Origin of the sequence: Tabrizicola flagellatus (genome assembly GCF_046295235.1) — a bacterium.
In the GTDB taxonomy this organism is placed as follows: Bacteria; Pseudomonadota; Alphaproteobacteria; order Rhodobacterales; family Rhodobacteraceae; genus Tabrizicola; species Tabrizicola flagellata_A.
Map to the genome: position 1 here is coordinate 109293 of NZ_JBKBLV010000003.1, position 22299 is coordinate 131591.

A 22299-nucleotide genomic window follows, 5' to 3' on the forward strand; every position below is an offset into this window, starting at 1 on the left:
GGCGGCGCGATCAGTTCCCGATCTTTTCCAGAATCCGGTCCAGCTTCTTGCCCTGCGCGCTGTGCGCGGGCGCCTTCTTGACCGCACCGTAATAGGACTCGGGATCATAGGTCGGGATGCCCAGTTTCAGGTGATCGACGGTCAGGAGACCCATCGTTGCCAGCACCTGATAGACCGCGACATAGCGCTGCGCCTCGGCTTCCAGCCGGGCATTTCGGGCGTCGAGCAGTTCCTGTTCGGCGTTCAGCACGTCCAGCGTCGTGCGGGTGCCCGCCGCTGCCTCTTCGCGCACCCCGTCAAAGGCGGCCTGGGCAGCACGGATCTGCAGGTCCGACGCCTCGATCGAGGCATTGGCGACCGAGAGGTTGGCCCAGGCGACGCCGACGTTCTGCACGATGCCCACGGCGGCCTGTTGCAGCCCGGCACGCGCCGCGTCCTTGCCGGCCAGGGCCTTGCGCTGCAACGCGGACAGCCGGCCACCGCCATAGAGCGTCTGGTTCATCGTCAGCCCCAGGGACTGCGACTGCACCCCGCCGTCGCTGAGACCGAGCGACGCACCCGCCCCGACCGTCGGCAACCGGTTCGCATTGGCCAGTGCGACCTGGAGATCGGCGATGGTGACCTGGTGTTGCGCCTGCTTCAGCAGCGGATGGGTCGCTCGCGCGACGGCCTGTGCCTCTTCCATCGTGCGCGGCAGGGCCGGTGCTTTCGGCAAGGCGGCGAGGCGGTGCGGATAGGCGCCCGTCGCGGCCTTGTAGGCTTCGCGCGCGATCTTGAGCTGCCCTTCGGCAGCGGCCAGCGCCGCACGCGAGGCCGCAAGACGAGCCTCAGCGATCGACACGTCCGTCCGGGTGATCTCGCCCACGTCGAACCGGTCGCGCGCGGCGCGCAGTTCCTGGGTGATCAGCCGCAGGTTGCTTTGCCGGAGCGCCACGACGTCCTGCGCCAGCCGGACATCGACATAGGCGCGGACGGCGGCCAGCAGCACGTTCTGTTCCACATCGACCAGCGCCTGCCGCGTCGCCAGCACGCTTTCCCGCGCGATATCGATACCGATCTGCCGGCGGCCGAAGTCGAGGAGCGTCATCTCGGCGCTGAGGCCGAGAGAGGCCGACAGATCCTCGGTCACCACGGGGCCGAGGTCTGTGCGCTGCCAGCCGCCCTGAAGCGTGTAGGCAACGACCGGACGCAGGCTGGAGACCGCAACTGCCACATCCTCGTCTGCCGCGCGCAGCACCGCGCGGTTCTGATCCAGGAGGTTGGAATTGTCATAGGCCGCGATCAGCGCATCCGTCAGGGTCTCGGCCTTGGCCAGCGGAACCGCCATAACGCCTGCAAGGGCCACGACCGCAGACAGAAGCCAACCACGCATGTCTATCGCCTTCCTTTAGCCCGCGCCTTTCGCGAGTCATTGCGTTGTTTCCTGACCGGGACCGGGCAGGACAGGGTCATGCAGGCCTAGAGGACAAAGGACCGGGTCGCCTGAAAGCCCGGCAGTACCGGGGCAGAGGCGTTGAACACCGGTCGCCAAGTCACCTGCCCCGAGGTCTTGTAGCCGATCCGGGCAGTGCCGACCGCCCCGTCCATGAACACCGCGCCGATCCGACCGCCTTCCGCCAGCTGGGCGAGGAGCGACTCGGGAACGACCTCCACCCCACCCTCGACCGTGATCACGTCATAGGGGGCGCATTTGGCCGACCCCGCGCCAAGCGGCCCCGTCACCACGACCGCGTTGTCCACGCCCTCAGCCGACAACAGCCGCTGCGCCTCGGCCGCCAGCGCCTCGTCCTCCTCGACCGCGACGACGGTTTCGGCGAGCCGGGCGATGACGGCGGCCGAATAGCCAAGCCCACAACCGACATCGAGCACCAATTCGTCCGGCTGGATGTCGAGCGCGTCCAGCATCTTGGCCAGCGTGCGCGCCTCTAGCACAACGCGGCCCGGGCCGAGCGGCAGGTTCTCGCCCACATAGGCTGCTTCGCGCAACGAGTCCGGCACGAAGGTCTCGCGCCGGACTGTCAGCAGTGCGTCGATGATCGGGAACTTGGTCACGTCGGACGGGCGGACCTGCGTATCCACCATCATCGTGCGTCGGCTGGCGAATTCGCTCATTCTGAACTCATCGGTCTTATTGGCGATAGCTGATGTCTTGCCACAGATACCAGCCTGCCGCAACCGGCATAGGGTGCGATTTCATGCGCTTGGATGTCACATGAGGGATCGTTCAGGTCGCTTTGCGGCCCTCGGGATCCCATGAGATCGCCCGTTCGCCCAGCGTGCGGAAAGCCTCGGAGACCTGCGTCAGCCGGCCGCGCCATTCGCCAAGCGGAGCCTGGCCCGAGGCAAGGGCCTGGAAGGTCTGGCAGAAACAGGCCGCAAGGAAGGGCTGAACCAACGCGGAACGAAGGGCCAGGGCGGCCAGGGTTGCGCCGCCCCATGCAGCGGCCGAACTCTCGCCGGGCCAGAGGGCGGAAAGGCCGGTGAGCGAGTTCACAAGCATTAGAACCAAAGCCGCCGTCGCGACCCAGCCGGCAGCGTTCAGCCGGGCGGCGGTCGCCAGCAGGTTGCGCGCGTTCTGGGTGGTCAGGACCAGGCCGTCATGCGCGGCTTCCCAGGCATTTTCAGGCCGGGCGCGGAAAGCGTGGGTCAGCACGGCCTGGTCCACCAGCCCGCCCTGGATTACCCGTCCAACGGCGGGCAAGGCAGGCAGCGCCCCGCCGTTCTCGGCGACAGCTGGAATGAGCCCGGTCACATGGCGCACAAAGCGGCAGAGCGCCTGAAGATCCGCGGCCGATCCAAAGCGGGCCGCCACCCGTTCCCGCGCCACGCGGATCTGTCCGGGACCGAAGGGTGTCCGGATGCCGTCTTGCAGGTCCGACATCAACGCAACCTGCATCGCCCGCAGCCTGCACAGCGTGCGTCCGCGCCAGAGCACGATGCCAACCGCCGCCATTACGGCGCCAGCCGTGGCGCCGGCAACCGGGCCTGCGACCGTATCGGCAAGGCCCGAGGCCGCTGCACCCCATGCACCTGCTAGGGCAGCGACGGCGAGAAGTGCAGCAAACGCGGCGAAGGCCGCTAGGCGGACCACCAGAAGCGGCAGGATCCTGACCCAGAGGGCCAGGGCTTTGAGGAGGCTGAACGTCCACATGCAAGCAGATCCGGGCTTTTGACCAAAGTCTGCGCCCAGCGATGCCCCAGGACAAGCGGTGGATCTGGAAACAGACTGCGGCCGTTCTGGCACTTAGCAAAGTCTTCAGACTTCGAGTCGATGCTGGCCGAGAAGAACAAAGGAGGACCAAATGGCTGCTTCCCGACTGACACTCGCCGATGAACTGGCCGAGATCCGGGCCGAAATCACCCGTCTGCAACAGCGCGAAACCCGGCTGAAGGCGCTGGCTGATAATCTGCCGCCGATCCCCGTCTTTCGCCGTGGCTGGCCGATCCTGCGCAAGGACAAGGTCGCGTCCACCGTTTCGGCCTGACCGCTCAGCCCTCGATCAGGGCCCTGACGCGGGCCACGCCATCGGCCACCAGGCCCTCATCCCCCCTGGCCTCGACGTTCAGCCGCAACAGCGGTTCGGTGTTGGAGGCGCGCAGGTTCATCCGCCAGTCGCCGAATTCCATGCTCAGCCCGTCGGTCCGGTCCGTCGCCCGCGCCTCGGGTTCAAGCGCGGCCCGGACACGGGCCACCACGGCCGGCAGATCAGCGACGCGGAAATTGATCTCTCCCGAGGAAGGGAAATCCCGGCGCATCGCCCCCACGAGGTCGGTCAGGCTGCGCCCGGTCTGCGACACCAGCCGCGCAACCAGAAGCCAGGGGATCATCCCGGAATCGCAGGACATGAAGCCGCGGAAGTAATGATGCGCGCTCATCTCGCCCCCATAAACAGCGCCTTCGCGGCGCATGGCGGCCTTCAGGAAGATGTGCCCCGTGGGCGCCAGCACCGACCGCCCGCCACCCTTGCGCACCGCATCCTGAACCGCCCAGATCACGCGGGGATCGTGAATGATCGTGGCTCCCGGTTCGGCGGCCAGATGCGCCGTTGCCAGCAGTGCCACCACATGCTCGCCATCGACGAAGCCGCCTTCGCCGTCGAACAAGAAACAGCGGTCGAAATCGCCGTCGAAGGCCACGCCGAAATCGGCGCGGGCGGCTGTGACCGCCTGCGCGGTGACCGGGCGGTTTTCCGGCAGGAGCGGATTGGGAATGCCGTTCGGGAAGCTGCCGTCCGGCGCGTGGTGCATGCGGACAAGGTCCAGCCGCGCGCCCCGCGCCGCCAACCCCTCGGCCAGCGCGTCCAGCGTCGGCCCCGCCGCGCCGTTCCCCGCATTGACCACCAGCCGCAGCGGACCGATCCCCTGCCCCACCAGCCCCGCGACATGGGCCACATAGTCCGCCCGCACCGCCGAGCGGTCCTCGCGCGCGCCGCCGGGGGCGCCGGCAAGGTCGCCGGTCCCCTCGCTCAGCGCCCGGATCCGGGCGAAATCCGCGTCGGGCAATGGCATGGCCCCGCGCCCAACGAGCTTCATCCCGTTGTATTCGCGCGGATTGTGCGAGGCGGTGACGCAGATCCCGCCGCCCGCGCCCAGATGGGCGGTGGCGAAATACATCTCCTCGGTCCCCGCAAGGCCGAGGTCGAGCACCCGCACCCCCTGCGCCACCAGCCCCGCCGCCACCGCATCGGCCAGCGCGGGCGAGCTTTCGCGGCAGTCGCGCGCCAGCACCACGGCCTCGGCCCCCGTCACGGTGGCGAAGGCCCGGGCGATCCGGTGGGCGATGGTTTCGGTCAGGTCCGTCCCGAGACGGCCGCGGATGTCGTAGGTCTTGAAGGCGCTCATGCGCGCCAAAGGATCACCCCCGCGCGCCGTAGTAAAGCCCCACGACATGTTCGGCTTCCGCGAAGAAGAGCCATCGGGCGGCAAGCGCGCCGGCCAAGTGCAGCACGGCGGCCAGTGCAATGCCGAACAGGCCAAGCGGCAGGAGGAGGACCAGCGCCGGGGCGACCGAAGCCAGCGCCAGCGCGATCTTGCGCAACCTGGCGGCATGCTTGCGACCCACGACGAAGATCATCTCGCGTTTCAGGTAGTTCCCCGCCGTATGCGCGGGGTCGAGCACGGACGGCACGCCGAGCCGGTCTAGGCCCGTCGCGTTGCCCAGGCTCTGCCCGGCCCGGGCGAAGGCCCCGTCGCCGACCCGCCAAAGGGCAAGCAGGACCGCCCCCACGGCAAGGAGCGGCACCGGCGCCCAGGCGCGGCCCGAGAGCATCGCTCCCCCGGCGACGGCGAAGGTCAGGAACATGACCGGCGTCAGCCAGTGGTGCCAGCGCGGGACTGCCTTGATCTGGGTATAGATCATCGCAGTGGTGAAGACGGTAAAGATCGCCAGCGCGCCGCCGACCTGGCCCAGGATGCGCGGCAGGCCGAGGCCGAGGATGTCGGACAGCGCCATCGGCGCCAGAAGGACCAGCGTGGCGACCGAGGCCCAGGCCTCGCGCGAGAGCCAGCTGGTGCGCCACTGGGTAAAGGCCTTCAGCGCGTTCTTCGGATTGCCGAGGTGGAAGGTCGCCGCCAGAAGCCCCGCCACCGCCAGCCCGTAGCCGAGACCCCAGAGCAGGAAGGCCGCCCATCCCGAGGGCATGAGCGCCCCCCAGCCGAGGAAGGCGAGGAAGCCGAAGCCAAGCCCCGACAGCACGGAAAACAGGATGACCGACGGCGCGGGATGCATCTCAGAGCTTCCCCAGCATCCGGTCGAGCCAGCCGGCGATGCCGGTGGCCCTGATGTCGAGCAGCGGGGCGAGCGGGCTGGCGTCCCCCGGCCCTTTCCTGCGCGGCGACAGGTACTTGTTGGTGGGCTTCGTCCCCATGTCCGGCATCAGGTCATAGCCGCCGCGTTCGGCGACCAGGCGCGACACCGCGCTGCCCGGGTCGGCGAGGTCGCCGAAATGGCGGGCGCTGGTCGGGCAGGTGCGGACACAGGCGGGCTCGCGGTCCTCTGCCGGAAGGGTCTCGTTGTAGATCCGGTCCACGCAGAGCGTGCATTTCTTCATCACGCCCTGCGCCGCATCCATCTCGCGCGCGCCGTAGGGGCAGGCCCAGGCGCAGAGGCCGCAGCCGATGCAGGCGTCCTCGTTCACCAGCACGATCCCGTCCTCGGCCCGCTTGTAGCTGGCCCCCGTCGGGCAGACGGTGACGCAAGGCGCGTTGTCGCAATGCAGGCAGGAGCGCGGGAAGGTCACGACCTGCGCCGGGCCGTCCGGGACGGCGACCTGGTAGGAATGGACCCGGTTGAGGAAGGTGCCGTGCGGTTCGGCGCCGTAGGGGTCATGGTCGGAAAGGCCGATCCCGGCGTCGTTCCAGCCCTTGCAGGCGGTGACGCAGGCCTGGCAGCCGACGCAGGTGTCGAGGTCGATCACCAGGCCGAGGCGTTTTTCGGTGCTCTGCGGCAGGGCGGTCATCGCTCCGCCTCCCCGCCGGGGACCAAAAGTTTCCGAAAACTTTCGGCAAAATTCTTCGAAGAATTTTGCGCCCGGCCGCCACCGGCGCGCGGAGGATCGGGCAGGCGCTCGAACAGTGGCGCGACAGTGCCGCGCGGATGGTCTTCGGCGGCCACCCGTTCCACCCGCACGCGCTGGTCGAACCAGGCGGCCTGGCCGGTCACGGGGTCCGAGTTCGACAGCCGCACGCCGTCGCGGTCGGGCAAGAGTTCCGAGATCAGGTGATTGAGCAGGAAGCCGGTCGTCGCCTCGGGCGCGTCCTCGTGCAGCGCCCAGGCGCCCCGGCGCTTGCCGATGGCATTCCAGGTCCAGACCGTGTTCTCGTTCAGCGCGGCCATGTGCGCGACGGGAACGACGATGGTCCCGGCGCGGCTGGAAACCCGCGCCCAGTCGCCGTCCTTGAACCCCTGGGCCTCCCAGAGTTTCGTCGGCAGATACAGGTAGTTGTGCCCCTTGATCTGTCGCAGCCAGGCGTTCTGGCTGCCCCAGGAATGATACATGTCCATCGGGCGCTGGGTCAGGGCATGGACCGGGTAGCCGAAGGCCGCGTCCTCATCACCATAGGGCGGATACCAGATCGGCAGCGGGTGCATCGCCTGCTTGAGACGCGCGCGAAGGTGGTCGGGCGGCTGGCGGGGGCCGAAGCCCTCGGCCGCGAGCTGGAAGCGGCGCATGGGTTCGGACCAGATGTTGAACAGGTAGGGCTGCGGCGTCTCGTAAAGGCCAAGGCGCACCGCCCAGTCCTGGTAGGCCGCGTTCCAGGGTTTGTAGAATGCAGCCTCTTCCGGCACATGCGCCTGGTAGAAGGCGCCGTTCTCGATGTAGCGGTTCAGCTGGTCCGGGTTCGGCGCGCCCCGCCCCTCGGCCTCGCCATTGCCGCGGAACCCCATCAGCGGCCCGACACCGGGGCGGCGCTGGTGGTGGACGATGTAATCGGCATAGTCCTTGAACTTCGGGCTCCCGTCCTCGTTCACCATGCCCGGCAGGCCAAGCCGCGCGCCGAGGTCCAGAAGCACCGACTGGAAGCAGCGCACCTCGCGGTCAGGCTCAAGCACAGGCCAGCGGATCGCATCGCCCGCCGCGTCGGGTTCCGAGATCGGGCGGTCGAGCAGGCTGATGCAGTCGTGGCGTTCGAGATAGGTCGTGTCGGGCAGGATCAGGTCGGCATAGGCCACCATCTCGCTGGCATAGGCGTCGGAGTAGATGATCCGGGGGATCACATATTCGCCGTCCCGCTCCTCCGTCAGCATCTCCATCACGCGGGCGGAGTTCATCGACGAATTCCACGACATGTTCGCCATGTAGAGGAACAGCGTGTCGATCTTGTAGGGGTCGCCGGCATGGGCGTTCGGGATGACCATGTGCATCAGCCCATGCGCCGAGAACGGGTTTTCCCAGGAGAAGCCCTTGTCGATCCGGGCCGGCTGGCCGTCGGGCAGAAGGCACAGGTCGTCAGGCGAGCGGACATAACCCAGATGCGGGCCGGTCAGCGGCTTGCCCGGGGTGGTGACGAAATGCGGCGTCGGGTGCGCCTCGACGGGCTTGGGATAGGGCGGCTTCAGCCGGTAGCCGCCGGGGGTTTCCACCGCGCCCAGCAGGATCTGCAACAGGTGCAAGGCCCGGGCGGTCTGGAAGCCGTTGGAATGGGCCGAAATCCCGCGCATGGCGTGGAAGCTGACCGGGCGGCCGGGCATGTTCGCGTGTTCGTTGCCGCGGAAGTCGGTCCAGGGGCGGTCAAGGGTGATGGCCTGGTTGAAGGCCACGTCGGCGAGTTCGGCGGCAAGCTGGCGGATGCGAACCGCCGTCACGCCGCAGCGCGCGGCCACCGCCTCGGGTGCGTAATCGGGCTTGAGGTATTCCTCGACCATGTGGCGGAACACGGTGCGGTTGCCCTGCCATTCGGCGCCGAGGTCGGGCTGGACATCCTTCCCGTCCCAGGGTGCCGGGTGGCCGGTCCGGCGGTCGATCACGAAGGGCTGGCTTTCGGCGTTGCGGGCGAAAAGGCCCTTCTCCGGCCCCTCGGCCTCGGTCACCAGGAGGGGCGCGTTGGTCCATTGCGCAAGGTAATCGAGGTCGATCTTTCCCGCTTCCAGCAGGCAATGGATCAGCGACAGGATCAGAAGGCCATCGGTGCCGGGCGTGATCCCGATCCAGTCGTCGGCCACCGCCGAATAGCCCGTGCGGACCGGGTTCACGCTGATGACCCGCGCGCCGCGGGCCTTCAGCTTGCCGATGCCGATCTTGATGGGGTTCGAGTCATGATCCTCGGCCACCCCGAACATGACGAACAGCTTCGTCCGCTCCCAGTCCGGCTGGCCGAATTCCCAGAAGGCGCCGCCGATGGTGTAGATGCCGCCGGCCGCCATGTTGACCGAACAGAAGCCGCCGTGGGCCGCATAGTTCGGCGTGCCGAACTGTTGCGCCCACCAGCCGGTCAGGCTTTGCGACTGATCACGGCCGGTGAAGAAGGCGAGCTTCTCGGGCGCGGTCTCGCGCAGGGGTTTCATCCAGGCGACGGCGGTTTGCAGCGCCTCTTCCCAGGAAATCTCCTCGAAGGCCCCCGAGCCTCGGGGGCCAATGCGGCGCAAGGGCGCGCGCAGGCGGCTGGGTGCCGTGACCTGCATGATGCCCGCGGCGCCCTTGGCGCAGAGGACGCCCTTGTTGATCGGATGGTCCCGGTTGCCCTCGATGTAGGCGACCTTCCCCGATTTCAGGTGCACGTTGATCCCGCAGCGGCAGGCGCACATGTAGCAGGTGGTCTTGCGGACCTCGTCGCCGACCTCGCGCTGAGTCTCGACCCTCGGCTGGTTCACGCGCCCTCCCCTGCCCTGACGGCCTGCGCTTCAAGGGCAATCTGCCGTTCCTCGTCGGCTGGCACAAGAAGGATAGCGACACGGGATGTGGCAGAGTGCAGGACGCTTTCGTTCCGGTCGTTCGCGGCAAGGTCGGGAGATACTCCCAGGTAGGCGAGGCCGGACAGGATTTCCTTTCGCATCCAGGGGTCGTTCTCGCCAATGCCGCCGGTGAAGACCACGGCGTCAAGCCCGCCCATCGCGGCCACCATCGAGCCGGCATGGCGGACCACCCAATAAGCGAAATGCTCCAGCGCGAACCGCGCCTCGGCCGTTCCCGCCGCATGAAGCGCGCGCAGGTCGCTGTGGCCGCCAAGTCCCAGAAGCCCGCTTTCCCGGTTCAGGATGCGTCCGGCCCTTTCGATGCCGTGCAGCTCCGCCAGCCGCAGCACCGCATTGCCATCGATGGCGCCGGACCGGGTGCCCATGGTCAGCCCGTCCAGCGGCGAATAGCCCATGGTCGTGGCCACCGAACGACCGTTCACAATCGCCGCGAGGGAACATCCGTTCCCCAGATGGCAGGCGAGGAGCCGTTCCGGCAGTTGACCGCGCCCGTCAAGGATCCGCACCAGCGCCGCATAGCTGATCCCGTGAAAGCCATAGCGGCGCAGGCCCCGGTCGCGTTCGGCCTGCGGCAGGGCGTAGGTCACCGCCACCCGGGGGTTCGTCGCATGGAAGGCCGTGTCGAAAGCCGCATATTGCGGGAGCCCGGGGGAAAGTTCTGCAACAGCCTGAATTCCGGTCAGATTCGCCGGATTGTGCAAAGGGGCGAGCGGCACGCAGGCCTCGATCTGGCGCAGGACCTCGGGCGTCACCCGGCAGGTCGCGGTCAGCCCTGCCCCGCCATGGACCACGCGATGCGCCGCCGCCGTCAGCCGGTCAGGCGAAACGCCGGCGCGCGCCAGGCCCTCGGCCATGGCGACGGCGTGACCGTCTGGTCCGATCTCGGCTACGGCAGCTTTTGCGACCTCACGTTCGCCTTCGAAGACCTTCAGCTTCAATGAAGACGAACCCGCGTTCACAATCAGCCACATCAAATCAGCGCCTTCCCGAGGCCCAGCGTGGCCAGACCCGCCAGCAGGATGATCGCAAAGCGGCGGAACTCCTGCGGGTCGGTGCCGAAAAAGTGCCGCCCGCCCAGCCAGTTGCCGAACAGCGTGACCGGCAGCGCGATGAGCGCGGCCCAGAGCGTGTCCCAGGTCACCAGCCCCGCAAGCCAGTAAAGCGGCGCGGAATAGAGGTCGAGGAGCGGAAAGTAGGCGATCAGCGTCGCGCGGAACACCGCCGCCGGCATTGGCTGTGCGGCGAAGAAGGCCGCGACCGGCAGCCCCCCCATCCCGGGCGCATTGGCCAGCCCCGAGATCACCCCGGCCAGCCCGTTCGGCGCGCCCCGCACCTCGGAGGCGAGCCGCCAGCCGGCCAGCAGCACGACGCACATCATGAGCACATAGCCCGAGATCACCGCCCGCGCCGTATCCTCGGAGACCCCAGTCAGGACCCAAAGGCCCAAGGGCAGCCCGATCGCCGCCCCGCCCAGGAGCCAGCCGACCCGGCGCCAGTCCACGTCCGGCCCGGCCCCCCTGGCATGTTGCAGCGACATGACCGTTTCCAGAATGACCACAACCGCAACGAAATTCAGCGGATTGGTCACCAGACTTGATGCCGCAATCAGCAGGGCCGAGAAGCCGAAGCCCGAATAGCCGCGCACAAAGCCTGCCACGAGGCAGGCCAAGGCAAGCCAGGCCAGTGCGCCGGGGCCGAGGTCATAGGGCATCAGACCACCTGAGGCCGCATGTCCTCGCGCCGGATGCCGGCCACCTCGACCGGCTTCTTCATTGCGTCCCGACGGAAGGGTTCGCCCAGTTCCTGGTTGATCAGCGCCTCGATCAGCGTGGTCTTGCCATGGTTCATCTGGTCGTCGATGGCCTTGCGCAGGGCCGCCGTCAGTTCCTCCATCGTCCGCGCCTGCACGCCTTGCAGCCCGCAGGCCCTGGCGATCCCGGCGTAGCTGACGTCGGTATCCAGTTCGGTGCCGACAAAGTTGTCGTCATACCAGAGCGTCGAATTCCGCTTCTCGGCGCCCCACTGGTAGTTGCGGAAGACGACCATGGTGATCGCGGGCCATTCCGGGCGGCCGATGGCGGTCAGTTCGGTGACCGCGATGCCGAAGGCGCCGTCCCCGGCAAAGCCCACCACGGGCGTATCCGGGCAGGCGATCTTGGCGCCGATGATCGAGGGCAGGCCATAGCCGCAGGGGCCGAAGAGGCCGGGCGCGAGGTATTTCCGGCCCGCCTCAAACGACGGGTAGGCATTGCCGATGGCGCAGTTGTTGCCGATGTCGGACGAGATGATCGCCTCTTTCGGCAGCGCCGCCTGAATCGCGCGCCAGGCCATCCGGGGGCTCATCCAGTCGGGCTTCGCCTTGCGGGCGCGTTCGTTCCAGGTGGTGCCCGGATCGTCCTGTTCGTGATCCATCGACGCCAGTTCCTGCGCCCAGGCCGATTTCTTCTGCGCGATCAGGGCCTTGCGTTCGGCCCGGCCAGCATCGCCTGCGGTTTTCGAGAGACGCGCCAGGATCCCCTCGGCCACCTTCCTCGCATCGCCCACGATCCCCACCGTCACCGGTTTCGTCAGCCCGATCCGGTTCGGGTTGATGTCCACCTGGATCACCTTGGCCTCCTTCGGCCAGTAGTCGATGCCGTAGCCCGGCAGGGTCGAGAACGGGTTGAGCCGCGTCCCCAGCGCCAGCACCACGTCGGCCTGGGCGATCAGCTCCATCGCCGCCTTCGACCCGTTGTAGCCGAGCGGTCCTGCGAACAGCGGATGCGAACCGGGGAAGGCGTCGTTGTGCTGGTAGCCGACGCAGACCGGCGCGGTCAGCCGTTCGGCCAGCGACATCGAGGCCGGGATCGCCCCCCCGATCACCACGCCCGCGCCGTTCAGGATCACCGGGAACTTCGCTTGCGACAGCAGCTGCGCCGCCTGGGCGATGGCCTCTTCGCCGCCCGAGGGCCGTTCGAACTCCACCACCGCCGGCAGGGCGATGTCGATGACCTGGGTCCAGTAATCCCGCGGCATGTTGATCTGCGCCGGGGCCGACTGACGTTTGGCCTGCAGGATGACGCGGTTCAGCACCTCGGCCACGCGCGAGGGGTCGCGCACCTCTTCCTGGTAGCAGACCATGTCCTTGAACAGCGCCATCTGTTCGACCTCCTGGAAGCCGCCCTGCCCGATGGTCTTGTTCGCGGCCTGCGGCGTAACCAGAAGTAAAGGGGTGTGATTCCAGTATGCGGTTTTCACTGCCGTGACGAAGTTCGTGATCCCCGGACCGTTCTGGGCGATCATCATCGACATCTTGCCGGAGGCCCGGGTGAACCCGTCCGCCATCATTCCGCCCGAGCCTTCATGGGCGCAGTCCCAGAAATGGATCCCAGCCTTCGGGAAGAGGTCCGAAATCGGCATGAAGGCGGAGCCGATGATCCCGAAGGCGTGTTCGATGCCGTGCATTTGCAGGACTTTCACGAAGGCTTCTTCGGTCGTCATCTTCATCGCGTGTCTCCTATGTCCGATGCGGCCCGATAAGGCCGGTTGCGCGGACACTACTGCCGTGTCCCGCCTTGCCTTAGGGCCAGCTTCCTGCACCGGCTAGGTCCAGGCTTACGGCCAGCAGTCGGCGCTATCCTTCGATGCCTGGTCCAGCGTGCTGGCAAGATCGGGACCGAAGGTCGACAGCAGGCCTTCAAGCTCTTCGAGCGTGAATCCGACACGCACCAGTGCCCTGAGACCGATCAGGCTTCGGACGTCCAGCACCTTCGCCTCGATCAAGGCTTGCAGGTTCGGTTTCAGGCCGGCAAAGACCGGACCGCCCTTGCACAGCGCGGCAAAGGACCAAAGCCGTTGATCGCTCCAGGCTTCATGCCGGAAATAGGCCAGGTCACCGCCACCTTCTGGCGGTGGCTCGCTCAGGACGTCCAGGAGTACCGGCCCTGCCTCTGCCCCCAGATCGGACAGACGTGAAACGATCCGACTGTTCAGGAAGCGAACACTCGGATCGGCGGCAAGACGCAGCACCACATCCTTGCGGTCCCGGAGGATGTCTGCCGGAAGACGGTCGATCAGACCATCGACGGCCTCGCCGGTGCTGAAATCCCGCTCTGCGAGCGGAAGCCGCGCGAAGGTCAGGTCTGCGACTTTGCCATAAAACGCCGCATTTTCCGGTGCAGTTGTCGGCAAACCTGTGCTGGTCCAGAACGGCAGGCTGATTTCGGGGCGTGCGAAGATGCGCAGCAGGATGTCCTGGTCGGCCGGATCGGTCATCGTGCCAAAGGCGAAGGACTGAAGATAGCTGGCAATCAGTGGATCGGCGCTGTCGGCGACCTCTCCCGGCTGGTCGAGGATCCTGCTCACCTGATCGCGCAAGGCCTGGCCACTGCCTTCGGTGACAAGCGCCAGGTCCAGGCCCAGCGTTCCGGTCAGGAACGTCGCGAAGTCGCGGACGACGGGGCCAGGTGCAGTCCCGTCCGGCGCGGTCGACTGCCGCCAGAGACCCGTTCCGCTCGGACCATCCATGGACAGTTCCGGAACCGGCAGCAACGGCGGGCCGACCACATTTCCCGTGGCCACCGTCTGTTGTGCGACGATCACGTCCGCAGCGCCGTCGTGACGGATCAGGGCTGACCGTCGCCCCTGCGCCGGGCCCTTCGCGACATGGACGTCCAGCAAGGTGAAATCCGGGCGGCCATAGCTGCCCTCTTCCCGGATCAGGCAGTTTCCGGCGGCGATCTCCAGGTACATCAGATCGACCGGCCGCGTGCCCGGACCAAGCTTCGGCTCACCCGGAATCACCATGCCGGCGGAATTGGTGTTCAGACTGACAGCCGGACAGATGCCGCGCCGCTCCATCCGCCAGATCGTCGCATAGCGGTCGGGTGCCGGTACCTCGGGCACCCGGTCGGCATGGGCAAGAATCACACGCTCGGCAATTCCCGTCAGCAAAAGCCGCTGGCACAGGTCGGGATATTCGAACAGGCCAAGGCCGTAGGGATCACCGTCGACGACGACGCCGACCGACCCTTGCAGCGCCAGCGGGGTTCCGGGCACCAGATCGCCAGCCGCAAGGGCATCGAGGTCCGCGATCCCGCTTTGCCGTGCGCCCAGCGAAAGCGCGGCGTTTCCGGCAAGCGCGATCCCGACAGACAACGGGACGCCCGCGACGTTGTCGGTCGTGGCGCGCAGCCCCGGGATGGCGCGGAAGATGGTGGATTGCAGGATCGCAGCCGGGACAAGGACGGCTGCAAGAGCAGGCGCAGCCCCGAGAAGGAACGCGAGCGGAATCCCGATGCCGGTGAACATCAGACCAAGGATCAGCGTCGGGGCGGACATGCCCAAAAGGGCGAAGGCGGCAACGACGGCAACAAACCAGTAGTAGGCTCTCATGCGTTGACCCCTGCCCCCCGGAATTGGGCGATTCCCGTGGCAATCCACGCCACGCCTTCGGGGATGCGCTGGGGGGCGATGGAGGAATAGGCAAGACGGTAGAAGTTGCGCGGGCCCTCGCCGGCAAAGAAGGCGCGACCGGGTTCGATGAGGACGCCGTCGCTGCGCAGGTCCAGAGCCAGATGTTCAGTGTCCACGCCCTCGGGAGCGCGCATCCAGAAGCTAGACCCGCCGAAACCGCCCTGCCCTGCGACCTCCAATCCCTCGGCCGCGATGGCCTCGGCCATGACCTGCCGGCGGCGGCGGTAGGCGTTCTTCATCCGGTTGACCAGGGCGTCGTAATGGCCGAGGCCCAGGAAATAGGCCATCGTCCGCTGGATATGGCCGGGCGGGTGTTTCAGCATCAGCCCGCGCAGCGCGCGCGCCTCGGCGATGAAGCCGGGGGGGCCGACGAGATAGCCGAGGCGCAGGCCCGGAAAGACGGATTTGGAAAAGCTGCCGGCGTAGATCACCCTGCCCCCCCGGTCCAGCGATTTCAGCGCCGGCGCGACGGGTTTCAGGAAGGACATCTCGAATTCGTAGTCGTCCTCGATGATGACGAAACCCTGCGCCTCGGCGGCGTCCAAGAGGGTCACGCGGCGGTCCACGGGCATGGTGGCGTTGGTCGGGCACTGGTGGGAGGGCGTGGTGAAAACCACATCAGTGTCAGGGATTTGCGGCGGGAGGCCATGGGCATCGACATCGACGGGGACGGCCGTGGCACCTGTGGCCGCAACGATGGCGCGCCAGGCGGGGTAGCCGGGATTTTCCACCACCGCGCGGCGACCGGGGCCCAACAGCGCCGTCGCCGCTATGAACAGCGCGTTCTGGGCGCCAAGGGTCAGCAGCACCTCGTCCTCTCGCGCGGCGATACCCCGGCGGGGGAGGATGGTGCGCAGAAGCTCCTGGATCAGCAGGGGGTCGTCGCGTTCGTAATAGTCGGTGGTCAGGGCGGCGAAGTCGCGTTTGCCCAAGGCGCGCAGAGCGCATTGCCGCCAGTTCTGATGGTCGAACAGCGTTGGATCGGCCTGACCATAAATGAAGGGAAAGGGGTAACGGTCCCAGTCCTCGGGCCGGTCCACCTTGGAGACGAGCGAGAACCGACCTCGGGTCAGGCCCTTGAAATCGATCGCTTCCGCGCGGGGCTCGGCCTGGGGAAACTCTGGCGCGAGGGGCGCGGTGTCCGAGACGAAATAGCCCGACCTACCCTGCGCAGTCAGGTAATCGGACGAGACGAGATCGGCATAGGCGAGTGTCACGGTGATCCGGCTGACGCCCAGGTGTTCGGCCAGACCGCGCGACGAGGGCATCCGTGCGCCGGGACGGAAGCGGCCGGAGAGGATGCCTTGGGTGACCATGGTGCGGATCTGCTGTTGCAGCGATCCGGTCGCGCCGGGGGTCAGGTAGAAGGCTTCGACGGGGATCGAGGACATGGCTGGACTCACCGCAGGATGAGTCCAGATCAGGGCGTCCGGCCACGCGGGATGTCAAGCCTCCCGCGTGGCGCTGCCGGTCAGCCTTCGCGCAGGTAGCGGCCGTTGACCCAGCCGGTCAGCTTGACCCCGCCGGTCGTCTCGATCCGGCACCAGCGGGTCTGGCCCGAGGTCTGGCAGCCGAGATTGCGCACCTTGGCGCCTTGCGCCAGCTGCGCGATGACCTGGCCGGTGGTCGAGGGCTGGGTCCGCACGTTCAGCGTGTCGCCTGCAGCCAGGCCGCGGACGATGTAGAAATCCGGCCCGCCATCGTCCGGCACCACCGGCCGCGACGGGGCACCGGACTCGCGCAGGTAACGGCCGTTGACCCAGCCGGTCACATCCATGCCGGTGGTCGAGCGGATCCTGCACCAGCGCGAGGATCCGGTCGCCCGGCAGCCGAGGTTGCGGACGATCTCGCCCTCGCGCAGCGTGGCCAGAAGCGTGGCACCGGCCCTGGGTTCCACCCTCACGCCCAGGCGCTCGTTGCCGGCAAGCCCGCGAACGACCCAGTAATCCGGCCCGCCGGCGGTGCTGTCGTCAGGCGTCGTGGCCGCGCCCTCGACCAGGAAGCGCGCCGAGACATAGCCCGAGATCTTGCCGTCGATCGTGGTGACCTCGCACCAGCGCGCGCTGCCGCCGCCGATGCACAGGCCCTTGTTCACCCGAGTGCCCCATGGCAGCGAGCCGACAGCCGGGAAGATGGCGGCCGGGCCGGAGCGGACATTGACGCGGGCGTTGGTGGCGATGTTGCCGATGGTGACGACGCCGGGACCGGTAATCGGCTCTGCCCGTGGCGCGACCTGGGCCGAGGCGGGGAAGGCGAGTAGCCATGCGGCGAGGAAGGCGGCAGCAAGAGCCCCCAGAAGCTGCGGGAGTTTCGGTCTGTCCAGGGTCTGGTCCATCAGTCACCTCTCGAATCAGGCAGTTACGCGCCTTGGCCGAAGTATGACACGGATGGCGGCAAAGGCGGGAATGGCTTTGAAATGCATGTCCCCGACAGGTCGCCGGAAAGCCGCGCGGGTCTGGTTTCGCAGGCTGCGGGCAATTTGGGATAAGTCCAGACGCAAGTGCCTGGGAACGCTGGATTAACCGGGATTCCCTGCCGGCTCTGGCCGGTCTGCAAGGCGTCTGGCATCTGTCTGGCATGTGTCGGGCATCCTGTCGGGCGGTCGCGGGGTTAACCATGCCGGGCGAATCACGAGGCACGGCGCGCTGTAGCGCAGCGTTCCCGGGCGCGACGGAGGGCAGCGCCGTTGACTCCGGGCGAAGAGGTGTCCTTGGACAGTTCGCTTTCAGCCAGCCATCGCATCATCCGTCGTCGCAAAAGGCCCAAGGAACCTTGCCCCCTTCATGCCCGCGTCTTCGATGGCCCGCCGCAATTCGCGCGATACGAAGAGGTAGTTGCGGAAATCCGCCGCGCAGAAAAGGTGTCGACCCGCGACTGCCTCGTGCCGAAACACGGGCGCCCAGTCCTTGATCGGGGCGCCGGAGTTGAAGGACTGAAGCGGCTTGCCGGGGTTGGGATTGACCAGCCCCGGACGCTCGGGAAACTCTCTCATCGGCGGCCGGGTGCGCCCTTGGTCCAGCGAAATCACGACACGCTGGCCTGCCACCATGAGGTAGTAGGGACGTGGTTCCTCTTCACCCTTTGCGTAAACGATCCGGATCGGTTCGAACTGGTGCTGACCCGGCTCGAAAGGCTCGACGATCTCGCGGAAAGCTTGCGACACGATATAGGCGCCAAGGGTCGAGTCGAGATCGGGCAACTCGACCAGCCGGCGCGGAACAGCGCTGTCAGCGTCCCTGACCTAAAAGGAAGTCGGCAGGTGTTCGCATTCGACCCATCGCCCATGGCGCAGCCATTCGGCGCCGAATTGTTCGGGGTAGCCGAAGTCGATCGTCATGTCAGTTGGCCGTACCTTGCGCAGGTTGCCGTCAATCGGTTGCAAGCTGCAGGTGTAACGGTCGGTCGTCGATGGGATGTGGTTGGTCATGATCGAGATCATCGCCTGGCCCTCCAATTGGTCACTTGCCGCGATGCGCACATCATCCCAGAGCGGTGGCGACCCCATGGCGTCGCCTTTTTGAATGAAGCCGCGGTATCAGCGTAGACATCAGGCAAAGCCAAAGACAACGACTGGAGGCTTGAACGCCTTGATCTGGCGATGAGAAAAGGTACGCCTTCGAGGACACCCTCTCCAGACGAAAGGGACCGCAAGTATTCGGTCCAGATCGTGCCGGCCTCGGAAAGTCCGATGCCCGTGGTTGAAGTCGTCAAACGCCACCTCGATGCCCACCCTGGTTCACACCGCCAGCGGCGATGAACCTGCCTCAGCTCCTCGTTCGCTTACTCGCGTACGATCAAGTCGCCGGGTGATACGGTGTCTTCACTGGCAGGATACGGTGCGGGAAAAGGCAGGGACAGCATCGTAGTTCAAGCGTCTATCGCAAGGAGACGCTCGCTGCGGCATCTTCAGGCACCATGGTCCAGCCCACCCGGACCGAGGGGAACGCAGGGCAGCAGGATGGCACGACCCTCACCGTGACTTTGGTGTCAAGCCCGCCGCAACGGGCGAAGGCGACCTCATGACTGGCCCGAAGCATGTCTCGGGCGTTGCGGTGAGATCCGTGAGGCAGATGCTGCGCCCGCACGGCCGCGGCGCTCGGTTGGTTTGCCTAGGATTGCGCGACCGCGCCCGTCTGACCCAGCGCATCAGCCAGATCCGACAAGCCCTGCCGCGCAAGGGCAAAGCGGGTCAATCGACCTGGGCGCAGATCCTGACCCGCCCGCACCCGACGGCCCGGCGCCACTGCCACAAGCGGGATTCCGCAGGCCTCTGCCGCCATCTGCGCAAGACCCGCGGCGGTCTGTTCGCTCGCTTGCGGCAAGACCAGATCCTGGCCGGCGACCTCGGACAGGAAGCCGACGAAATAGGCGTTTCGCGACAGCCCACCATCCACCGAGACCGGCCCCTCCAGCGCATGAAGCGACCGCATCGCGTCCAGAACCTCGGCGGTGCGCAGCGCCACGCCTTCGAGGAGCGCCTGCATCAGATCGGCCTTGCCATGGCCAAGCCCAAGTCCCAGCCAGGCCCCCCGCGTGGCGCGTTGCCAGTGGGGGCAGCCCAACCCGGCCAGCGCCGGGACGAAGACCAGGCCGCGGTCGATGGCCGGCGGAGCGGCGAAGGCGGAAATCTCGGCAAAGTCATCGAACAGCCCCAGTTCGCGCGCCCAGTTCACCGCCGAGGCCGCGGCATAGACCCCGCCGTCCAGCGCGTAGGCGACGGGCTCTCCCGCCCGCTGCCAGGCCACGGTGGGCAGGGGCCCGGGACGTTCGGGGCGAACCAGTGTCCCGGTCAGGCATTGCACGAAGGCGCCGGTGCCGAAGGTCACCTTGGCCGCGCCGGGACTGCGGCAGCCGTGGCCGTAAAGCGCGGCCTGCTGGTCCACGATGGAAGCCGCCAGCCGCGCCCCGCCGGGAAGCGTCCCCAGATCGCCCGATGTCGGGCCGATCTCGGGCAGACAGTCCATCGGAACCCCGAAAAGCGCGCAGAGGTCGGCATCCCAGGCCCCGGTTTCCAGGTTCATCAGCGAGGTGCGCGAGGCGGTGGCGATGTCGGTCTGGAACCGCCCAGTCAGCCGGTCGCGGAAGAAGGCGTCGGTGGTGCCCAGCCGCAGGTGGCCCTGACGCGCCAGATCCGCAGCCTCCGGCACATGGCGCAGGATCCAGCCCAGCTTCGAGGCCGAGAAGTAGGGATCGAGCGGTAGCCCCGCCCGCGCCATGACCAGCGCGCCCGCCCCCTCGCGTTCAAGCACCCGCGTCACATCGGCCGTCCGGTCGTCCTGCCACGAGATCACCGGGCTGACCGGCCTTCCGTCGCGGGCGTCCCAGGCCAGGCAGCTTTCGCCCTGGTTGGCCAGCCCCACCACCTCCGGCGCCGCCGCATCGAGGCAGCGGCGGATGTTGGCCAGAAGCTCTTCGCCGTCCATCTCGACATGGCCGGGGGCCGGGTAGCCTTGCCCATGCGGCAGGGACAGGACCGGACGCAGCGCGCCGTCCGCGTCCAGGGCCAGAACCCGGGTGCTGGTCGTGCCCTGGTCGATGGCGGCGATCCTCATGTCCGCTCCTCGATGGTCAGCGTCAGGCTGCCCGGTCCCGGATCGGCCGGCAGGGACAGCGACAGACGACGCTCGGGCAGGCTGTCGAGCCGGGCCGAGGCCAGCGTCGCCCCGTCGCGCTGCAGGCAGAGCCGTCCCTTCGCCGGCGCGGCCAGCCGGATCTGCAAGCGGTCGTGCGCGGCGGCCTCACCCCCTGCCCCGATCACCTGCGGAACCGCAAGGCGCAGGGCGGGATGGTCCAGCGCGACCCGCGCGCCGGAGGGTGGCGGAAGCCGGCCCTCCAGCGTGGCAAGGATCGCCCGCGCCGTCCGCCGGCCCTCGGCCCAGCACCAGCCAGCGGTCTCCACCCCGCGCAGGAGGTTCCCGGCAGCGAAACAGGCGGGGTCCGACAGCCGGCCCCAGCGGTCGATGACCGGCCCCCCCGAGGCCGGATCGACCTCGAGATGACTGCCGCGCAGGAGCGCGGCGTCGGGCCGGAAGCCCCCGGTCACGACGACCCCGTCGGCGGGCAGATCGCGCGGGCCCTCCGGGGTGGCAAGTGTCACGCCCTCGACCCTGGCGCGGCCATGGATCGCGGCGATGTCGCTGCGCAACAGTATCGGCACCCCCATCAGCCTTGCCAGCCAATGCGCCGGGGCGCGGACCGTGGGGCGGTCGCCGGGTTCGACCATGGCCAGCGGCCGGATGCCCGCATGTCGGCAGGTCAGAAGCGCCGAGATGGCCACCAGTTCCGTCCCGAGGATCACCGGGCGGCGGAAGGGGCGTTGGCCGTTCAGATGGACCAGCCCCTGCAAGGCCCCGGTCGGGATCACCCCGCCCGGCTTGTCGCCGCCGATCAACCGGGCGGCGCGGCTGGTCTCGCGGACACCGGTGGCCAGCAGCACCGCGCGGGCCGACAGGGTGGCGGGGCCGGTGTCGTCGGTGATCTCGACCGTCCCGCCCGGCCGCAGCGCCGTGACCGTGGTGCGTTCGCGGATCGTCACCCCGGCCGACAGCGCCGTGGCCCGCAACCGCGCGGCATAGTCCGGGCCGCGCAGCAGGCGGTGGAACTCGCGCATGCCGAAGGGATAGTGGCCGCAATGGCGCGGGATGCCGCCCGCCTCGGCCTCGCGCTCCAGGACCATGACCCGGCGACCGGCGCGGGCAAGCTCGGTCGCCGCCGCCAAACCCGCCGGCCCGCCGCCGACGACCAGGATCTCGGCCTCAGCCATGGTCCGTCCCCAGCATCGGTTGCACGAGCCGCCCCTCGGTCAGCCGGGCGAGTTCGGCGGTGCAGTAGAAGCCCTGGCAGCGCCCCATCGTCACCCGCGTCCGCCGTTTCAGCCCCGCGAGGCTCGCCGCCGCCAGGGGGCCGGTCAGCGCCGCCTCGATCTCGCGCCGCGTCACCAGTTCGCAATGGCAGACCACGCCGCCGTGGCCGGGACATTCCCAGTCGCGCGGAGCCGCGACCGAGATGTTGGGCATCACCGGCCAGACCGGATCGGCCAGCGGCCGGAAATCCCGCGCGGCCAGCCGCACGACATGCGCGGCGATCCCCAGCGCCGCCGACAGGCCGGTGGAGCGGATGCCGCCCACGCAGATATAGCCCGGCGCCAGGTCATCGCGGATGCGGTAGAGCTTTTCCTCGGTCGCCGGGCGCAGCCCGGCGTAGACCGCCGTCACCTCGTGCCCCGCCAGCGCCGGCAGGATCTCTTCGCCCCGCCGCATCAGCGCCTTCAGCGTCTCGCGGTCGAGGCTGGCATGCTCGCGCTCGTCCTGCTCTTCGGCGGTCGGGCCGACGAGGAGGTTGCCGAAGGCGGTGCGGCAGACAACGATGCCCTTGGTGATCTTCGTCGGCACCGGCAAGAGGATGTGCCCGGCCAGCGCGGCGGCGGTCTTGTC

At 68.0% G+C, this 22299-nt stretch carries 19 protein-coding genes; 1 reads left to right on the top strand and 18 read right to left on the bottom strand.

Annotation, left to right across the window (positions count from 1 at the left end; translation table 11 throughout):
• Window positions 1-10 precede the first annotated feature (10 nt).
• From ACK4IU_RS02105 to ACK4IU_RS02115, 3 genes are all read right to left on the bottom strand, one after another.
• Complete coding sequence (locus ACK4IU_RS02105) at window positions 11-1372, bottom strand: TolC family outer membrane protein (protein WP_409731134.1); 1362 nt, start codon at window positions 1370-1372, stop codon at window positions 11-13.
• An 86-nt stretch (window positions 1373-1458) separates the two neighbouring features.
• Window positions 1459-2112, bottom strand: a complete 654-nt coding sequence (locus ACK4IU_RS02110) for a protein-L-isoaspartate O-methyltransferase family protein (RefSeq protein WP_409731136.1) — start codon at window positions 2110-2112, stop codon at window positions 1459-1461.
• A gap of 112 nt (window positions 2113-2224) precedes the next feature.
• A complete protein-coding gene (locus ACK4IU_RS02115) occupies window positions 2225-3151 on the bottom strand; it encodes a hypothetical protein (protein WP_409731138.1) in 927 nt (308 codons plus the stop codon).
• A gap of 151 nt (window positions 3152-3302) precedes the next feature.
• Here ACK4IU_RS02115 and ACK4IU_RS02120 point away from each other — a divergent pair, with 151 nt between their 5' ends.
• Entirely contained in the window at window positions 3303-3485 is a 183-nt protein-coding gene (locus tag ACK4IU_RS02120; protein ID WP_409731140.1) for a hypothetical protein, read from the top strand.
• Between the two features lie 4 nt (window positions 3486-3489).
• Here ACK4IU_RS02120 and ACK4IU_RS02125 read toward each other — a convergent pair whose 3' ends face one another.
• From ACK4IU_RS02125 to ACK4IU_RS02195, 15 genes are all read right to left on the bottom strand, one after another.
• Window positions 3490-4851 carry a phosphomannomutase gene (locus ACK4IU_RS02125; RefSeq protein WP_409731142.1) on the bottom strand — a complete coding sequence of 454 codons (1362 nt, stop codon included), beginning with the start codon at window positions 4849-4851 and terminating at the stop codon, window positions 3490-3492.
• 4 nt (window positions 4852-4855) lie between these two features.
• A complete protein-coding gene (locus tag ACK4IU_RS02130) occupies window positions 4856-5728 on the bottom strand; it encodes a dimethyl sulfoxide reductase anchor subunit family protein (protein WP_409731144.1) in 873 nt (290 codons plus the stop codon).
• 1 nt (window position 5729) lies between these two features.
• Entirely contained in the window at window positions 5730-6458 is a 729-nt protein-coding gene (locus ACK4IU_RS02135; protein ID WP_409731145.1) for a 4Fe-4S dicluster domain-containing protein, read from the bottom strand.
• Window positions 6455-9310: a molybdopterin-dependent oxidoreductase gene (locus ACK4IU_RS02140; protein WP_409731147.1), complete on the bottom strand. Its 2856-nt coding sequence runs from the start codon at window positions 9308-9310 to the stop codon at window positions 6455-6457. The genes ACK4IU_RS02135 and ACK4IU_RS02140 overlap by 4 nt, the downstream gene beginning before the upstream one ends.
• The gene (locus ACK4IU_RS02145; protein ID WP_409731149.1) at window positions 9307-10350 is read right to left on the bottom strand and encodes an acetate/propionate family kinase; all 1044 of its coding nucleotides are present in this window, start codon (window positions 10348-10350) and stop codon (window positions 9307-9309) included. Before ACK4IU_RS02145 ends, ACK4IU_RS02140 begins: the two co-directional genes overlap by 4 nt.
• Before the next feature lie 32 nt (window positions 10351-10382).
• Window positions 10383-11123, bottom strand: coding sequence for a sulfite exporter TauE/SafE family protein (locus ACK4IU_RS02150; RefSeq protein WP_409731151.1), 741 nt, complete (start codon window positions 11121-11123; stop codon window positions 10383-10385).
• Window positions 11123-12898 carry a sulfoacetaldehyde acetyltransferase gene (gene xsc, locus ACK4IU_RS02155; RefSeq protein ID WP_409731153.1) on the bottom strand — a complete coding sequence of 592 codons (1776 nt, stop codon included), beginning with the start codon at window positions 12896-12898 and terminating at the stop codon, window positions 11123-11125. The genes ACK4IU_RS02150 and xsc overlap by 1 nt, the downstream gene beginning before the upstream one ends.
• Before the next feature lie 108 nt (window positions 12899-13006).
• Complete coding sequence (locus ACK4IU_RS02160) at window positions 13007-14449, bottom strand: hypothetical protein (RefSeq protein WP_409731155.1); 1443 nt, start codon at window positions 14447-14449, stop codon at window positions 13007-13009.
• Window positions 14450-14781: 332 nt separating this feature from the next.
• Window positions 14782-16257 (bottom strand): PLP-dependent aminotransferase family protein, encoded by a 1476-nt coding sequence (locus tag ACK4IU_RS02165; RefSeq protein WP_409731157.1) that lies wholly within the window; start codon window positions 16255-16257, stop codon window positions 14782-14784.
• Window positions 16258-16337: 80 nt separating this feature from the next.
• The gene (locus ACK4IU_RS02170; protein WP_409731159.1) at window positions 16338-17201 is read right to left on the bottom strand and encodes an SH3 domain-containing protein; all 864 of its coding nucleotides are present in this window, start codon (window positions 17199-17201) and stop codon (window positions 16338-16340) included.
• Window positions 17202-17591: 390 nt separating this feature from the next.
• On the bottom strand, window positions 17592-18065 hold the full coding sequence (locus ACK4IU_RS02175; protein ID WP_409731160.1) for an imm11 family protein: 474 nt from the start codon (window positions 18063-18065) through the stop codon (window positions 17592-17594).
• A 42-nt stretch (window positions 18066-18107) separates the two neighbouring features.
• Window positions 18108-18305, bottom strand: a complete 198-nt coding sequence (locus ACK4IU_RS02180) for a hypothetical protein (RefSeq protein WP_409731162.1) — start codon at window positions 18303-18305, stop codon at window positions 18108-18110.
• A 670-nt stretch (window positions 18306-18975) separates the two neighbouring features.
• The gene (locus ACK4IU_RS02185) at window positions 18976-20418 is read right to left on the bottom strand and encodes an FGGY family carbohydrate kinase (protein WP_409731164.1); all 1443 of its coding nucleotides are present in this window, start codon (window positions 20416-20418) and stop codon (window positions 18976-18978) included.
• Window positions 20415-21629 (bottom strand): NAD(P)/FAD-dependent oxidoreductase, encoded by a 1215-nt coding sequence (locus tag ACK4IU_RS02190; RefSeq protein ID WP_409731166.1) that lies wholly within the window; start codon window positions 21627-21629, stop codon window positions 20415-20417. The genes ACK4IU_RS02185 and ACK4IU_RS02190 overlap by 4 nt, the downstream gene beginning before the upstream one ends.
• Window positions 21622-22299 (bottom strand): FAD-dependent oxidoreductase (locus ACK4IU_RS02195; protein WP_409731168.1); only part of this gene is annotated, 678 nt, incomplete at its 5' end. The genes ACK4IU_RS02190 and ACK4IU_RS02195, both read right to left, overlap by 8 nt.

What these genes read in the sequence shown, in the direction of transcription:
- ACK4IU_RS02105 (WP_409731134.1), bottom strand. Translation starts at nt 1,372, where the DNA reads ATGCGTGGTTGGCTTCTGTCTGCGGTCGTGGCCCTTGCAGGCGTTATG.
- ACK4IU_RS02110 (WP_409731136.1), bottom strand. Translation starts at nt 2,112, where the DNA reads ATGAGCGAATTCGCCAGCCGACGCACGATGATGGTGGATACGCAGGTC.
- ACK4IU_RS02115 (WP_409731138.1), bottom strand. Translation starts at nt 3,151, where the DNA reads ATGTGGACGTTCAGCCTCCTCAAAGCCCTGGCCCTCTGGGTCAGGATC.
- ACK4IU_RS02120 (WP_409731140.1), top strand. Translation starts at nt 3,303, where the DNA reads ATGGCTGCTTCCCGACTGACACTCGCCGATGAACTGGCCGAGATCCGG.
- ACK4IU_RS02130 (WP_409731144.1), bottom strand. Translation starts at nt 5,728, where the DNA reads ATGCATCCCGCGCCGTCGGTCATCCTGTTTTCCGTGCTGTCGGGGCTT.
- ACK4IU_RS02135 (WP_409731145.1), bottom strand. Translation starts at nt 6,458, where the DNA reads ATGACCGCCCTGCCGCAGAGCACCGAAAAACGCCTCGGCCTGGTGATC.
- ACK4IU_RS02150 (WP_409731151.1), bottom strand. Translation starts at nt 11,123, where the DNA reads ATGCCCTATGACCTCGGCCCCGGCGCACTGGCCTGGCTTGCCTTGGCC.
- xsc (WP_409731153.1), bottom strand. Translation starts at nt 12,898, where the DNA reads ATGAAGATGACGACCGAAGAAGCCTTCGTGAAAGTCCTGCAAATGCAC.
- ACK4IU_RS02165 (WP_409731157.1), bottom strand. Translation starts at nt 16,257, where the DNA reads ATGTCCTCGATCCCCGTCGAAGCCTTCTACCTGACCCCCGGCGCGACC.
- ACK4IU_RS02170 (WP_409731159.1), bottom strand. Translation starts at nt 17,201, where the DNA reads ATGGACCAGACCCTGGACAGACCGAAACTCCCGCAGCTTCTGGGGGCT.
- ACK4IU_RS02180 (WP_409731162.1), bottom strand. Translation starts at nt 18,305, where the DNA reads ATGATCTCGATCATGACCAACCACATCCCATCGACGACCGACCGTTAC.
- ACK4IU_RS02185 (WP_409731164.1), bottom strand. Translation starts at nt 20,418, where the DNA reads ATGAGGATCGCCGCCATCGACCAGGGCACGACCAGCACCCGGGTTCTG.
- ACK4IU_RS02190 (WP_409731166.1), bottom strand. Translation starts at nt 21,629, where the DNA reads ATGGCTGAGGCCGAGATCCTGGTCGTCGGCGGCGGGCCGGCGGGTTTG.